At 59.1% G+C, this 13,483-nt stretch carries 12 protein-coding genes; 8 read left to right on the top strand and 4 right to left on the bottom strand.

Going from position 1 to position 13,483, the window contains the following annotated elements; translation table 11 throughout:
- Positions 1-2 precede the first annotated feature (2 nt).
- Positions 3-317: an L-rhamnose mutarotase gene (gene rhaM, locus DRW39_RS07385; RefSeq protein ID WP_116106725.1), complete on the bottom strand. Its 315-nt coding sequence runs from the start codon at positions 315-317 to the stop codon at positions 3-5.
- Between the two features lie 135 nt (positions 318-452).
- Here rhaM and DRW39_RS07380 point away from each other — a divergent pair, with 135 nt between their 5' ends.
- Entirely contained in the window at positions 453-905 is a 453-nt protein-coding gene (locus DRW39_RS07380) for an energy transducer TonB (protein ID WP_116106391.1), read from the top strand.
- Positions 906-920: 15 nt separating this feature from the next.
- Here the strand turns inward: DRW39_RS07380 and DRW39_RS07375 are convergent, their stop codons facing one another.
- Positions 921-1,961: a GntR family transcriptional regulator gene (locus DRW39_RS07375; RefSeq protein WP_116106390.1), complete on the bottom strand. Its 1,041-nt coding sequence runs from the start codon at positions 1,959-1,961 to the stop codon at positions 921-923.
- A 208-nt stretch (positions 1,962-2,169) separates the two neighbouring features.
- Here DRW39_RS07375 and DRW39_RS07370 point away from each other — a divergent pair, with 208 nt between their 5' ends.
- The 4 genes from DRW39_RS07370 to DRW39_RS07355 all read left to right on the top strand — a co-directional run bounded on the left by DRW39_RS07370 (position 2,170) and on the right by DRW39_RS07355 (position 8,539).
- Positions 2,170-4,272, top strand: a complete 2,103-nt coding sequence (locus DRW39_RS07370) for a bifunctional aldolase/short-chain dehydrogenase (RefSeq protein ID WP_116106389.1) — start codon at positions 2,170-2,172, stop codon at positions 4,270-4,272.
- 127 nt (positions 4,273-4,399) lie between these two features.
- A complete protein-coding gene (locus DRW39_RS07365) occupies positions 4,400-5,680 on the top strand; it encodes a sugar isomerase (RefSeq protein ID WP_116106388.1) in 1,281 nt (426 codons plus the stop codon).
- 1 nt (position 5,681) lies between these two features.
- Positions 5,682-7,070 carry an FGGY-family carbohydrate kinase gene (locus DRW39_RS07360; RefSeq protein ID WP_116106387.1) on the top strand — a complete coding sequence of 463 codons (1,389 nt, stop codon included), beginning with the start codon at positions 5,682-5,684 and terminating at the stop codon, positions 7,068-7,070.
- A 44-nt stretch (positions 7,071-7,114) separates the two neighbouring features.
- Positions 7,115-8,539 (top strand): purine-cytosine permease family protein, encoded by a 1,425-nt coding sequence (locus tag DRW39_RS07355; protein WP_116106386.1) that lies wholly within the window; start codon positions 7,115-7,117, stop codon positions 8,537-8,539.
- 36 nt (positions 8,540-8,575) lie between these two features.
- Here the strand turns inward: DRW39_RS07355 and DRW39_RS07350 are convergent, their stop codons facing one another.
- On the bottom strand, positions 8,576-9,412 hold the full coding sequence (locus DRW39_RS07350) for a phosphatidate cytidylyltransferase (RefSeq protein WP_116106385.1): 837 nt from the start codon (positions 9,410-9,412) through the stop codon (positions 8,576-8,578).
- A gap of 246 nt (positions 9,413-9,658) precedes the next feature.
- Here DRW39_RS07350 and hemL point away from each other — a divergent pair, with 246 nt between their 5' ends.
- From hemL to DRW39_RS07335, 3 genes are read left to right on the top strand one after another with little or no spacing between them, the layout of a single operon-like run.
- A complete protein-coding gene (hemL, locus tag DRW39_RS07345; RefSeq protein ID WP_116106384.1) occupies positions 9,659-10,987 on the top strand; it encodes a glutamate-1-semialdehyde 2,1-aminomutase in 1,329 nt (442 codons plus the stop codon).
- A 51-nt stretch (positions 10,988-11,038) separates the two neighbouring features.
- Positions 11,039-11,440, top strand: a complete 402-nt coding sequence (locus DRW39_RS07340; protein WP_116106383.1) for a hypothetical protein — start codon at positions 11,039-11,041, stop codon at positions 11,438-11,440.
- Between the two features lie 11 nt (positions 11,441-11,451).
- Positions 11,452-12,618 carry a trans-sulfuration enzyme family protein gene (locus DRW39_RS07335; protein ID WP_116106382.1) on the top strand — a complete coding sequence of 389 codons (1,167 nt, stop codon included), beginning with the start codon at positions 11,452-11,454 and terminating at the stop codon, positions 12,616-12,618.
- Here DRW39_RS07335 and DRW39_RS07330 read toward each other — a convergent pair whose 3' ends face one another.
- The gene (locus tag DRW39_RS07330; RefSeq protein WP_157975984.1) at positions 12,619-13,476 is read right to left on the bottom strand and encodes a choice-of-anchor V domain-containing protein; all 858 of its coding nucleotides are present in this window, start codon (positions 13,474-13,476) and stop codon (positions 12,619-12,621) included.
- Positions 13,477-13,483 lie beyond the last annotated feature (7 nt).

Here is a 13,483-nt window from a genome sequence, read left to right as displayed (position 1 = left end):
CGCTAGTCTAAATGGAACACTTGCTCTAAGTCTACGCTCACCGGACTGTCATCGGGGTTGGTCTCCATCAGTTCCTTCATCGAGGTCCACCACCGCTGGCAGATCTCCGTTTCGGCAATCGCGGTCCACTGCTCCTCCGATGCGATCTCCGCGTAACCGAACAGCGTATTCGTGGTGGCGTCCAGGAAGATGGCGTAATTACTGACGCCGTGGCGCTTCAGGGTTTCCGCCAGTTCGGGCCAGATCGGATCGTGCCGCTTCTTGTATTCGTCGATGCGATCGGCGTAAACGGTCATTTTGAAGGCCTTGCGAGTCATCATGGTCGGGATTTGGCGTAAAGTAAATATATCCCGATACCGGGCACGGTAGCGAAGCCGGTGATCGGTAGCTTTTTCTACCAAGCCGCACGCCAAAATGTATACGAATGGCATCGTTCTATCAAAACACGGACTATGCGACATTTCATCTACCTATTTCTCCTCAGTCTCCCCATCGCCGTGCACGCCCAGAGCGAAGGCGAATCGCCCCAGCCGAACGAGCAGGGCGTTTACGAGGAAGTCGAGCAAATGCCTACTTTCAAGGCGGACTGCCCCGAGGGCGACGACTACAAGGCCTGCGCGGATAACGCGATGCTCACCTACGTTTATCATAACGTGAAATACCCCGCGGAAGCCCGGGAGGCCGAGGCCGAGGGAATGGCCGTAGTAAGCTTCGTGGTTGAGAAAGACGGCACTATCAGTCAGGCATCGATCTACCGCGACCCGGGATACGGTATGGGCGCCGAGGTACTGCGTATCGTCAAGGGGATGAATGCATCCGGCGCACGGTGGAACCCCGGTATGCAAGAGGGCGAGGCGGTTCGGACGGAATTCAAGCTCCCGGTCAAGTTCAGCTTAGGTAAGTAATTGCGCCTACGGCCGCTACAGCGATTCTCGTTCGATGTAGCGAAAAGGGTTCTTGACCTTTTCGAACCTGCGGTCGAGGATGAGGTCGGCGGCCGTGGTGCCCATCGCATCAAAATCGGTGGAGACCACGGTTATGCCCAATAAGTCTTTCAGCGGCGTTTCATTATAGCTGATCACCCCGACGTCTACCCCCAATTCAAATTCCTTGTCCCGGATTTGCTTCACCAGGTTGACCAGGTCCGATTCCACGATGACGATGAAGAGGTCACCCCGGTGCAGGATCGTGTCCTCGTAGATTTCGTCAATGATCTCGAATGGGAGTTTGTACTCCACGCAGAATTGCCGAAATCCGTGCAGGATCCGCTTGGGGTATGGATAGACCGAGCGGGTAGGGTAGACCAGGATGAGTTTTCGGTACCGCTGGATCTTATCGATCCCTTCCTTCAGGGCTTCGTAAATATCGTTTTGGAAGTCCTGGTATACTTCGGCGTAGTCGCCGGCTAATTCCAACTGATTATCCATGATGATCAGCTTGTTCTTAGGGATCCTGTCGATCGCCTGTCGTACGTCGTCGGTGAAGCTCGCGTGACGGAGATCCGCCGTCTTGAAGTGCGGCATGATGACGAAGTAATCGTAGCTGTTGAGATCGCGGGAGAGCAGATTGAGAAAGATCGAATCGTCGCAGTGGTAGACATGGAGATCCGTATGCGCCACCCCGGCTACCCGGTTCACGAAGCTGTTGTAGATCCGCATCTTGTACGAACTCAGCTTATTGATCAGGAACAGTACGTTGACCTTGGAAACCAGTTTGGTACGGGTGACGTAAAAGCCCTTTCCCTTTACGGAGGTGATGATGTTGCGGTCCTTCAGGATGTTGTACGCCTTCTCGACGGTGTCGCGCGACAGGTCGAAGGCTTCGCTAAGGGCGTTTATCGACGGGATCTTGTCTTCTATCTCGAGTTCCCCGCGGGCGATACCGTCGATGATCCCGTCGACGATCTGCTGGTACTTCGGGATCCGGGACTCTTCCGCGATGGTGATGTAGGTGACTGCCATAAGGGGTTTAAGAAGGGCGGCGGAGCGCAGGTAAAGAGTCCGTCGGGGACGGGCAAGGTAAGTAGGTCTCCGAAGTATGGCAAGCGAATGCGGCAGGCAAGTTCCGCAGAATATTTATAATTGGATGCCACCCCGGACAGTACAGGATAGGGTAAATAACCTATCCGGCTAATTTGGAGCCCATAACATAGAAACCTGCAACAAGACCATGAGCACCGCAACCACCAAATTCAAATACGTCGATTACCTCTGGGACGAGGAAAAGGCCGAAAAGCTCGGCGACGACCAGGTAGCGCTATTCCTGTACCGTTCCAATATCCTGGGCTCCGATCTGCGGATCACGAACTACGGTGGCGGAAACACCAGTTGCAAAACCCTTGAAAAGGACCCCCTGACCAACGAGGAAGTGGAGGTCATGTGGATCAAGGGGTCCGGGGGAGACATCGGCACCCTGAACCGCGCCGGTATCGCTGGCCTGTATACCGGTCGCCTGCGGGACCTTAAGAAGGTGTACGGCGGGCTCCAGGACGAGGACCGGATGGTCGGCCTGTTCAATCACGCCATCTACGATCTCGATAGCCGGGCCCCGTCCATCGACACCCCCCTGCACGGCCTGCTGCCCTTCAAGCACATCGATCACCTCCATCCGGACGCCGTCATCGCCGTGGCCGCGGCCGAGAACAGCGAACAGGTGACCAGGGATATCTGGGGGGATACCATGGCCTGGGTGCCCTGGCAGCGGCCCGGTTTCGACCTGGGTCTCCAGCTGGAAAAGGCGCTCGCCGAGAACCCTGGAATTCGCGGCATCGTGCTCGGTAGCCATGGCCTGTTCACCTGGGGCGATACCTCCTACGAGTGCTATATGAACAGCCTGGAAGTCATCGAGATGGCGTCCGAATACATCGAGAAAAAGGTCAAGGAGCAGGGTAAGGTCTTCGGAGGCGAAAAAGTGAAGTCCCTCAAGCCCGACGAGCGCAAGGCCAAGGCCGCCAAACTGATGCCGCTACTGCGCGGACTGGCTTCCTCCGAGAACCGGATGGTCGGCCACTTCACCGACAGCGACACCGTGCTCCATTACATCAACAGCTATGACTTACAGCGGCTGGCCCCCATGGGAACCAGCTGTCCGGACCACTTCCTGCGGACCAAAATCCAACCGCTCGTCCTGGACCTGCAGACCCAGCAGGACGTATCCGACCCCGTTGCCTTGCTCGACAAATTGAAGCCGGCCTTCGCCGAATACCGGGATCAGTACAAAGCCTATTACGAACAGCACAAGCGGTCGAACAGCCCTGCCATGCGCGACCCCAATCCGGTGGTCATCATCTACCCCGGCGTCGGTATGTTCACCTTCGCCAAGAACAAGCAGACGGCCCGGGTTGCGAGCGAGTTCTACGTCAACGCGATCAACGTAATGCGGGGGGCGGAGGCCATTACGTCCTATACGTCCTTACCCCGCCAGGAAGCCTTCGACATCGAATATTGGCTCCTCGAGGAAGCGAAGTTGCAACGCCAACCCAAGGAGAAGCCGCTTTCCCGCAGGATCGCCGTCGTCACCGGTGCCGGTGGCGGAATCGGCAAAGCCATCGCCGACAAGCTCTCCGCGGAGGGTGCCGTAGTCGTACTGACCGACATCGCGGAAGATCGGCTGCAGGAGGCCGTGGCCACCTACGGCAAGGACGAGGCGACCTACGCCGTCTGTGACGTGACCGACTCGGCTTCGATCACCGATGCCTTCGACAAAGCCTGTCTGGAATTCGGCGGAGTAGACATCGTCGTACACAGCGCCGGACTGGCCATCTCCAAGCCGCTCCACGAGACCACTGCAAAGGACTGGGACATCCTCCAGAACGTACTGGTCAAGGGGCAGTTTGAACTCGCCAAGGCAGGAGCTAACATCATGAAATCACAGGGGCTCGGTGGCGATATCATTCCCATCGCGAGCAAGAACGGATTGGTATCCGGCCCCAACAACGTAGCCTACGGCACGGCCAAAGCCGCCCAACAGCATATGGCCCGCCTCCTGGCCGCGGAGCTGGCCGAATACGCCATCCGTGTGAATACCGTCAACCCCGACGGCGTCATCATCGGCAGTAAGATCTGGGAGGGCGACTGGGCGGAAGGCCGCGCCAAGGCCTACGGCATCACGGTCGAGGAATTACCCGCCCACTACGCCAAGCGGAACCTCCTCAACCGCATCATCCGTCCGGAAGACATCGCCGACGGCGTCTTCGCCTTCACCATGCTGGACAAGTCGACCGGCAACATCCTCAACGTGGATGGAGGAATGGCGAACGCCTTCGTGCGCTAGTATAGGGAAGGGGTAAAGGGGATAGGGTGTAAAGGGGCTAAGGAGGTGCACCTCCCTTTACCCCTTATCCCTTATCCCCCTTACCCCTTATCTCCTTCACCCCTGGTATCTACCACAACACAAGACCATGCAACTAAATAAAGATCAAATCCGGGCCCTCGACCAGCGTCAACTGGATCGCCACCACCATAACTTCACCCACCTTTCCGACCGCCTGGCGGAGCAGGGTATCGGTACGGATCGGATCGTGGACGACCTGGCGGCTTTCCAGGTAGCCGTGCCCAGCTGGGCGCTCGGGGCCGGGGGGACGCGCTTCGGTCGCTTTTCCTTTCACGGCGAGCCCGGCAACCTGGAACAGAAAATAGATGACGTCGGTATCCTGCACGCCCTCACGCAGACGGCCGGTGCGATATCCCTGCACATCCCCTGGGATACGCCCACCGATTATGCAGCCGTGCGGGAGCGGGCGGAACTACATGGTCTGACCTTCGACGCCATCAATTCGAATACCTTTCAGGACCAGCCAGATGCGGAGTTCAGCTACAAGCACGGCTCACTCAGTGCCACGGCGGAAAAGTCCCGCCGGCAGGCCATCGAGCACAACCTGGAAGTCATCGACATCGGGGCTAAGCTGGGCTCGAAAAGCCTGACCGTATGGCTGGCCGACGGCACCAACTTCCCGGGGCAACGCAATTTTCAGCGAAGCCTGCTGCAGACCGAGGACAGCCTCAAGCAGATCTACGCCGGTATGCCGAAGGACTGGAAGCTCTTCATCGAATACAAGCCTTACGAGCCGAATTTCTACAGCACCGTGATCCAGGACTGGGGGACCAGTTTCATGCTCGCCAATGCCTGCGGTGACCGGGCCTTTACCCTGGTCGACCTGGGCCACCACCTGCCCAACAGTAACATCGAGCAGATCGTATCTACCCTGATGCTGAAGGGCAAGCTGGGCGGCTTCCACTTTAACGACAGCAAGTACGGCGATGACGACCTCACGGTGGGCAGCATCAAGCCCTACGCCCTGTTTTTGATCTTCAACGAACTGGTCTACGGTATGCGGAATAACCCGCAGAATCCCGACCTGGCCTGGATGATCGATGCGAGCCACAACATCAAGGATCCCTTGGAGGATCTGATCCAGTCGCTGGAAGCCATCCAGGAAGCCTATGCCAAGGCGTTGCTGATCGACCAGGATAAACTCGCGGCGGCCCAGCGTGACCACGACGTGGTGCTCGCGCAGGAGATCCTGCAGGATGCTTACCGGACCGACGTGCGGCCGCTGGTACAACGCGCACGGCTGAGCAGGGGAGGAGCACTGGATCCGTTACGGGCCTACCGTAGCCTCGGCGTTCGCGAGGAACTCATTCGGGAACGCGGTAAGCATACCGTAGCTACCGGATTGTAGGATGGATAAGCCAAGCGTAACAGCGGTCTTCGACATAGGCCGTACGAATAAGAAGTTCTTCCTGTTCGACGACGATTACCGGGAGGTATACCGGGAGTACGTCCGCTTCGAGGAGACCGAAGACGAAGATGGCTACCCCACCGAAGACCTCCCCGCGCTGCAGTCGTGGCTGCGCGACGTATTCGACCGGATTTTGGAAACCCGGGAGTTTGACGTCCACGCGATCAACTTCTCTTCCTACGGAGCCAGCTTCGTACACCTGGACCCGGACGGGGAGGTCGTCGGCCCCCTGTACAATTATACCAAACCGTACGACCCCGAGCTGATCGCTCAATTCTACGAGCAGTACGGCCCGGAAGCGGAATTTACGGCCCGGACAGGCAGTTCCACCTCCGGAATGCTGAATTCGGGTATGCAGCTGTACTGGCTGAAGCACCGCAAACCGGAAGTGTTTTCCCGGATCAAGTACAGCCTGCACCTGCCCCAGTTTTTGAGCTACGTTTTCACCGGCATCCCGATCAGCGAGTACACCAGCATCGGTTGCCATACGGCGCTGTGGGATTATGCGAAGGGAGATTACCACGAGTGGGTCTACGCCGAGCAACTGCAGCGGATCATGCCGCCGATCGTCTCGACGGAGACCAGCATCAATATGAACTACAACGGGCGGCGGATCAAGATCGGGGTCGGCATTCACGACAGTTCGGCCGCTCTGCTGCCCTATATCCGGAGCGAACGGAATCCGTTTCTCTTACTATCGACCGGCACGTGGAGCGTTTCCCTCAACCCCTTCGGATCGGGGCAACTGACCGAGGAAGACATGCGCCGCGATTGCATCAACTACATGCGCATTGACGGCAAACCGGTCAAGGCCGCACGCCTTTTCCTCGGTCAGGAATATAAGCTACAGGTGGAAGCACTCGCCCGCCACTTCGGGGTGGAGGAGAGCCGCCACCGCGATGTTTCCTTCGACTGCGATGCCTACACCGGCATCATGGCGGACTTTGAGCCCTGGTTCCATCTCGTGGAGCTCGACTATCCCGGGAACCCCGCCCAAACCCGTATCCCGACGGATTCCTACGAGTACGCCTACCACCATCTGCTGGTGGAATTGGTGGAGCTGCAGACGCGTAGCATCCAGACGGCCATCGGAACGACGGACGTACGGACGCTCTTCATCGACGGGGGCTTTAGCGATAACCAAGTCTTTTTAGAGCTTATCTCCCACCGCTTCCGGGACCTGGAGTTGCACACGACGGACTCCAGTCTGGGCTCGGCCCTCGGTGCCGCCATCTGCATTTCCGACAAGGGGCTCAACTCGAAATTCCTGAAGAAGAATTACGGGCTGAAGAAGCACCAACCCTTCATTATTAAAGCGGCGGACGCCTAAGTCTTTTCCCTTCCCCAATACCCAAATTAACCCCAACCCCGATTATGCTGCAACAGGAAACCCAGGAAGAAATCATCGAAGAGATCGCCGGCGGTGAATTTGAGCGTCAGCCCGTACCCCGTTCCAACTGGAAGGGGTGGAAAAGCTTTTTAGGTATGTACGCCGGCGAGCATGCGGCCGGTACGGAGTTCGTGATCGGCCCCCTGTTCCTGACCACGGGCGTCAGTGCCTTCGACCTGATCATCGGGCTGCTGCTGGGAAACTTCCTGGCGGTACTCAGTTGGCGGTTCCTGACGGCGGAGATCGCCACCAAGTACCGCCTGACGCTGTACTACCACCTCGAAAAGTTGTGCGGCCCCAAGCTGGTCAAATTTTACAACGTGGCGAACGGCATCCTCTTTTGCTTCCTGGCAGGATCGATGATCACCGTATCGGCCACCGCGGTCGGGGTGCCACTGGACATGGAGATGCCGCAGCTGACGGACAGTCTGCCGACCAGCCTAACCTACGTGGTCGTTGTTCTCGTTATCGGGGCCTTCATCACGCTGATCGCCGCCCGCGGATACGACACCGTAGCCAAGGCCGCCAACTACATGTCGCCGGTCATCGTGCTGGCTTTCCTGGCCGCGGGCATCGTCGCCCTCAATCAGTTGGGAGTGAGTAGTTTCTCCGAGTTCTGGAACATCTGGGGGGAGGGGAGCCAGCCCATCGGCAACAACATCAAGTACACTTTCTGGCACGTCGCCATCTGGTCGTGGTTCGCCAACGCGGCCATGCACATCGGCATGTCGGACCTATCGGTGTTCCGCTTCGCCCGTAAGCCCAGCGCGGGCTGGACGACGGCAGCCGGGATGTACGTAGGGCATTACATGGCCTGGATCGCCGCGGCCCTGCTCTACGCCGTTTACCTGCGTACGCCGGAAGCCCAGGCCGTCCTCAACGCCGGTGACGCACCTACGGTAGCGCCGGGCCCCCTCGCCTTTAACGCCATCGGCTGGTTTGGCATCATCGCGGTGGTGCTGGCGGGCTGGACGACGGCTAACCCCACCATCTACCGCGCGGGGCTGGCCTTTCAGACCCTGCTGCCGGCCAAGCGCGCCAGCGCCGCCGTTGGCGTGGTGCTGGCCGGTGGCATTGCCACGGCCGCCGGTTTATTTCCCGCCTTCGCCATGAAATTGTTGGACTTCGTCGCGCTTTACGGCTTCATTCTGGCGCCCGTCGGCGCGGTGATTGTCTTTCAGCACTTTTTTGCGGCGAGCGCAGGTGAATTGCCCGATTACGAAGCCCGGACGGGTCGTGGCTACAACCCGGCCGTCTTCTGGGCGTGGGCGATCAGCTTCGGCATCTTCTACTTTATCTCCGTGCAGTTTGACGTCTTCCTGAGTTTCGTGACGCTGCCGGCCTGGCTGTTGTGCGGCATCCTGTACCTCGTGTTCAGTCGGCGCGGCCAGGACGCCGTTCTCGACTAAGGTTTCTACCTGCGCTCCGCCGCAAAAACAAAGGGCTTAGCGCAAATACAGAATGTAGGCCGCCGCGAAGGGGATGACGAAGATGAACGCGTCGAAGCGATCGAGCAGCCCCCCGTGGCCCGGAAGGAGGTTGCCGCTGTCCTTGACACCCACGCTGCGTTTCAGCATACTTTCGACAAGGTCGCCCAGTCCGCCGAAGATCGCTACGATAACGGCCAGTACGATCCACTGAATCAGGTTGATCTCGTCGAAGACGAGGTGCAGCACGTAGCCGAAGAGTACACAGGTAAGGGCCCCGCCGATGCTTCCCTCCCAGGTCTTATTGGGGGAGATGCGGGGGAAGAGGGGCGTCCGGCCGAATTTGCTCCCCACGAGGTAGGCACCGGTATCGTTGACCCAGGTCAGCAAAAGGAGGCCGAAGACCACGCGATAGTAAAAGGTATCTCCGTCGAAGGCGATGAAATCCACCAGGGCGAAGGGAATGCCGATATAGAATAGACCGAGGACGATGTACGCGATATTGACGAAGGGGTCCTGGCTGTTGCTGTACAGTTCGTAGATAAAGACGGTAAAGATGAAGGGAGCAAACAGGAGGCTCGCTACCTGGATGAAGGAGGCCGGGTCGCTGACGTAACCCAGGGAAAAGGCACTGATGAGGAAGAAGGGCAGCAAACCGACGGCCACGCCGAACGCCTTGCGGATGCGATCGCGGCGGGTATGCCGGTCCAGCGTCATCCCGAAGAACTCATACAGGCAGCCTCCGGCAATGACCAGAAACAGGAGATTGAAGGTGTAGGGGCCGGTGTACATGCCCGAGATCATGATAACCACGAAAATCACGGCGGTCGTAAGCCTTCTCCAAAGTCCTTGCATTCTTTTGCTTCGATCTGTCAGTCCGGTATATACCGGTGCGGGCGTAATATAGCTTATGCGCACCGGCTACACCCTGTGCGGTGATGTTGGCCGGAAGAAATAGTGCGTTGACCACTCCCCAAAGCCGCCCGACCGCCCGGTCCAAGTTCCGGACAAATTGCCGCGCTGCCTACCATCTTTACCTGGGGCAGACGGCCGCCACCACCGGAAGTGCTAACATTGCGGCCAGTATCCAAGCCCAAGCTTATGACCTTCGAACAGCGCATACCCCGCCAGACTTCCGCCGACCTTTTCGAGGAAGCCCAATCGTATTTTCCCGGTGGCGTAAATTCCCCGGTGCGGGCCTTCCGCAGCGTGAGCGGACCGCCCCTGTTCATCCGCGAAGGGCACGGAAGCCACATGACCGACGAGGACGGGAACCGCTTCCTCGATTTTTGCTGTTCGTGGGGGCCGCTCATCCACGGCCACGATAATGCCCACATTCGCGAAAAGGTGATCGAAACCGTGATCAAGGGAACGAGTTTCGGCACCCCCAACCGGATGGGTAACCAACTGGGGAAGCTCATCCTGGATAATCACCGCTACGTGGAGCGGATCCGTTTCGTCAGTTCCGGTACGGAGGCGGTGATGTCGGCCCTACGTCTGGCCCGCGGGGTGACGGGGCGGAACAAGATCATCAAATTCGACGGCTGCTACCACGGCCACGTCGACAACCTGCTGGTGAAGGCCGGTTCCGGCCTGGCCACCTTCGGTACGAGTTCGTCGGCCGGCGTAACCGAGAGTGTTGCCCGGGATACGCTTGTCCTGCCCCTGGGCGACCGCGACTTACTTGAGCGGACCCTGACGGAGCACGCCGGCGAGATCGCCTGTATCATCGTGGAACCGATTCCCGCCAACAACGGCCTGCTCATCCAGGATCGCTCCTGGCTGGAATGCCTGCGCATCAAGGCCTGGAAGCACGACGTACTGCTGATCTTCGACGAGGTGATCTCCGGCTTCCGGGTTGGCTTCGAAGGGGCGGCGGGGCTGTACGACGTCAAGCCCGATATCATCACCTTCGGTAAGGTGATCGGCGGCGGATTTCCGGTGGGCGCCTACGCGGCCAGCAAAGAGATCATGGACTACATCGCGCCGGTAGGGCCGGTGTACCAGGCCGGCACGCTTTCGGCCAACCCCGTAGCCATGGCCGCCGGTCTGGCCGCCCTGGAACTATGCCTGGAGCCGGGCTTCTACGACCGCTTGGCCGAACGGACCTCCGCCATGGCCGAGCAGATCGAGGGCTACGCCCGGCAGCGGGGGTATCCGCTGCACGTACCCCACGTCGGGAGCATCTTCTGGCTGGCCTTCGGCACTGAGCGCATCGAACGGGCCGATCAAATCGATCCGGCCAATATGCGGTACTTCAAGATGATCCACCACGAGTTGCTGCAGACCGGCGTTTACCTAGGCCCCTCTGGTTACGAAGTAGGCTTCGTCAGCAGCGCGCACACGGATCTGGACATACAGGAAGCCGTTTCCAAGATCTGCGCGGCCATGGACGTTGCCTTCGGTGAAGAGGAGACCTCGGAGAATTGATCGGTGCGAATCCTGGCGGAGCCCCTATCTTCCCCGGCAAACCAACCAATCATGCGCTACTTACCCATCCTGTTCTGCTGTTTGCTTACGGCTGCCTGCTCCACTCCCCGTACGGCGACCTCCCCCCCGGAGGAAATGGTCGAACCCGATCTGGGCAATACCACCTATGCGGGCGACTGGGACATCACCGTGATGGATACGCCCGGTGGTACGGTCAAGGGCGTACTTAGTCTGACCGGTTCCGGGGACGAACTGGACGGTACCATCAATGTAAATGGAAGCAGCGTGGACCTGAGTTCGGTGGAGCGAACCGACGACGGGCTGATGATCGAGTTCTATTCGACCGAGTATCAAACCACCGTAGACCTGAAGTTGAAAGGGCAACCTTCGGCGGATGAGCTTACCGGTACGGCTTTAAACACTTACATGACGGTTGCCACCCGGAAGATGTAGTATTATTGCGGATGCAAGAGAAGCATCCATCTACCCGGGCTATTCGGGAGCAAATGTCTCCCACGGGTTACCGGGAGCATAGTACCCCCCTTTTCCTGACGAGTAGCTTCACTTTCCCTTCGGCCGAGGCCATGGCGGATACTTTCGCCGGCCAGGGAGAAGGGATCATTTACAGCCGGTACAACAACCCGAACGTAGACGAACTGATCGCCAAGGCGTGCAGCCTGGAGGGCACGGAGGCCGGTTTCGCGACCGCCTCGGGGATGTCGGCCGTATTCGCCAGTCTAGGAGCGCTTGTCGAGCAGGGCGACCACATCGTGGCAACGCGCGCCGTCTTCGGCAGCACCCACCAGATTCTCTCGCAGATCCTCCCGAAATGGGGTGTCACCTTTACCTACGTCGAGCCGAACGATCCCGAAAGTTGGCCGGCGGCGGTGACCGATCGTACCCGCCTGTTCGTCACCGAAACACCTTCCAATCCGGGCCTGCAATTGGTCGATCTGGAAAAGGCGGGGGCCTTCTGCCGGGCACACGGACTTACCTTCATCGTGGACAACTGCTTTGCCACGCCCTACCTGCAGCGTCCGGCCGACTACGGTGCGGACCTGATCACGCATTCGGCCACCAAGTGGATGGACGGGCAGGGCAGGGTACTGGGCGGTCTCTTGCTCGGGTGTGCCGAGATCATGGAGAAGGTCATTTTCTTCTGCCGGCATACCGGACCCGCCATGTCGCCCTTCAATGCCTGGGTGATATCCAAGAGCCTGGAAACGCTGACGGTACGCATGGATGCCCACTGTCGGTCAGCGCTCGCCATGGCCGAATGGCTTATGGAGCAGCCCGGCGTAGAAAAGGTACACTATCCGTTCCTCCCCAGTCACCCCCAATACGAGCTGGCGCGCCGGCAGATGCGGGCCGGTGGAGGTATCGTCACCTTCGAACTTAAGGGTGGGGAAGCCGCGGCCCGGCAGCTGCTGAACCAGGCCCAGTTATGCACCCGCAGCAGCAACCTCGGCGATACCCGTACCATTCTTACGCATCCCGCCACGACTACCCATAGCAAACTGAGCCCCGCCGAGCGCGCGGCGGTCGGCATAACCGACGGGTTGGTGCGTATGAGTGTAGGGTTGGAAGCCGTAGCGGATATACAGGCAGACCTGGAAGGTGGCCTCCAATAACTACTTCCGGTAGAGCCTGACGGTCTCGGAAGCCGACGGACCCGAAATGCGGTAATGGTACACCCCACTCGCGCGCGACAATAAATCGACCGTAACGGTCTGTAGTCCCGCGGGCAGATCTTTCGCCCTGGATTCCAGCAACCTGCCGTCCGGCCCGATTAAATCGAAGCGGAAGCGACCGCCTGCCGAAGGGTTCAGTGGGACGGTCACCTTGTCGGTGGCCGGGTTGGGGTAGGGGGCTTCGGCTAGGAAAGGATGCGTGGGATGCGTAGTCGATGTTGAAATTGCATCGCCTTCGGTGAGGGTAACGACCAGCGGATCGCGGGATCCGTTATCGCCCTGCGATCCATCCGCCAAGTTGGTGAGGTTGCCCGTTAAGTAGAGGGAGACGGCCCCCGTTCCTGCCGACGGGGCGGTCCAATTGAAGGTAAAAAGGCTGTCGCTGTTCGGCTTTTTGTGCTCGGCGTAGGTGCGGCCGCTTCCGGTGGTGGCTATCTGGGTAGCCGCGTCCGGTTCGGTGAGGATGCCGGCGGGCTGTAAAATGGGATCGCTCCCGTCAAGAAACTGCGCCTGGAAGCCATAGCCCTTGGGTTCGCCCATCTCCGGCCGGACGGAAATCGTAACGGTGTACTTTTGACCCGGTCGGTAGGTTAAGTCCTCCATCCCGTCGAAGCGAGCTTGAAGTTGGGGCGTACCGTAGCTTCCCGAGCGGTGGCAATTCCCGCAGGTGCCTTCCTTACCGCCTCCCGCACTGGGGGCACCGGTGAATCCCTGTTCGGAGGAGCTTGCGGGGCCGGAAGAGTATCCGGTGAGTCCGACGCATACGGCAATGATTATCAGGGGTAAAAGTTTTTTCACGGCCAAA

This window comes from Lewinella sp. IMCC34191 (assembly GCF_003390935.1).
Taxonomy (GTDB): Bacteria; Bacteroidota; Bacteroidia; order Chitinophagales; family Saprospiraceae; genus Neolewinella.
The sequence above is the reverse complement of the archived record's forward strand: the minus strand, read 5'-3'. Positions and strand labels throughout refer to the sequence as shown.

What these genes read in the sequence shown, in the direction of transcription:
- rhaM (WP_116106725.1), bottom strand. Translation starts at nt 317, where the DNA reads ATGACTCGCAAGGCCTTCAAAATGACCGTTTACGCCGATCGCATCGAC.
- DRW39_RS07380 (WP_116106391.1), top strand. Translation starts at nt 453, where the DNA reads ATGCGACATTTCATCTACCTATTTCTCCTCAGTCTCCCCATCGCCGTG.
- DRW39_RS07375 (WP_116106390.1), bottom strand. Translation starts at nt 1,961, where the DNA reads ATGGCAGTCACCTACATCACCATCGCGGAAGAGTCCCGGATCCCGAAG.
- DRW39_RS07370 (WP_116106389.1), top strand. Translation starts at nt 2,170, where the DNA reads ATGAGCACCGCAACCACCAAATTCAAATACGTCGATTACCTCTGGGAC.
- DRW39_RS07365 (WP_116106388.1), top strand. Translation starts at nt 4,400, where the DNA reads ATGCAACTAAATAAAGATCAAATCCGGGCCCTCGACCAGCGTCAACTG.
- DRW39_RS07360 (WP_116106387.1), top strand. Translation starts at nt 5,682, where the DNA reads ATGGATAAGCCAAGCGTAACAGCGGTCTTCGACATAGGCCGTACGAAT.
- DRW39_RS07355 (WP_116106386.1), top strand. Translation starts at nt 7,115, where the DNA reads ATGCTGCAACAGGAAACCCAGGAAGAAATCATCGAAGAGATCGCCGGC.
- DRW39_RS07350 (WP_116106385.1), bottom strand. Translation starts at nt 9,412, where the DNA reads ATGCAAGGACTTTGGAGAAGGCTTACGACCGCCGTGATTTTCGTGGTT.
- hemL (WP_116106384.1), top strand. Translation starts at nt 9,659, where the DNA reads ATGACCTTCGAACAGCGCATACCCCGCCAGACTTCCGCCGACCTTTTC.
- DRW39_RS07340 (WP_116106383.1), top strand. Translation starts at nt 11,039, where the DNA reads ATGCGCTACTTACCCATCCTGTTCTGCTGTTTGCTTACGGCTGCCTGC.
- DRW39_RS07335 (WP_116106382.1), top strand. Translation starts at nt 11,452, where the DNA reads ATGCAAGAGAAGCATCCATCTACCCGGGCTATTCGGGAGCAAATGTCT.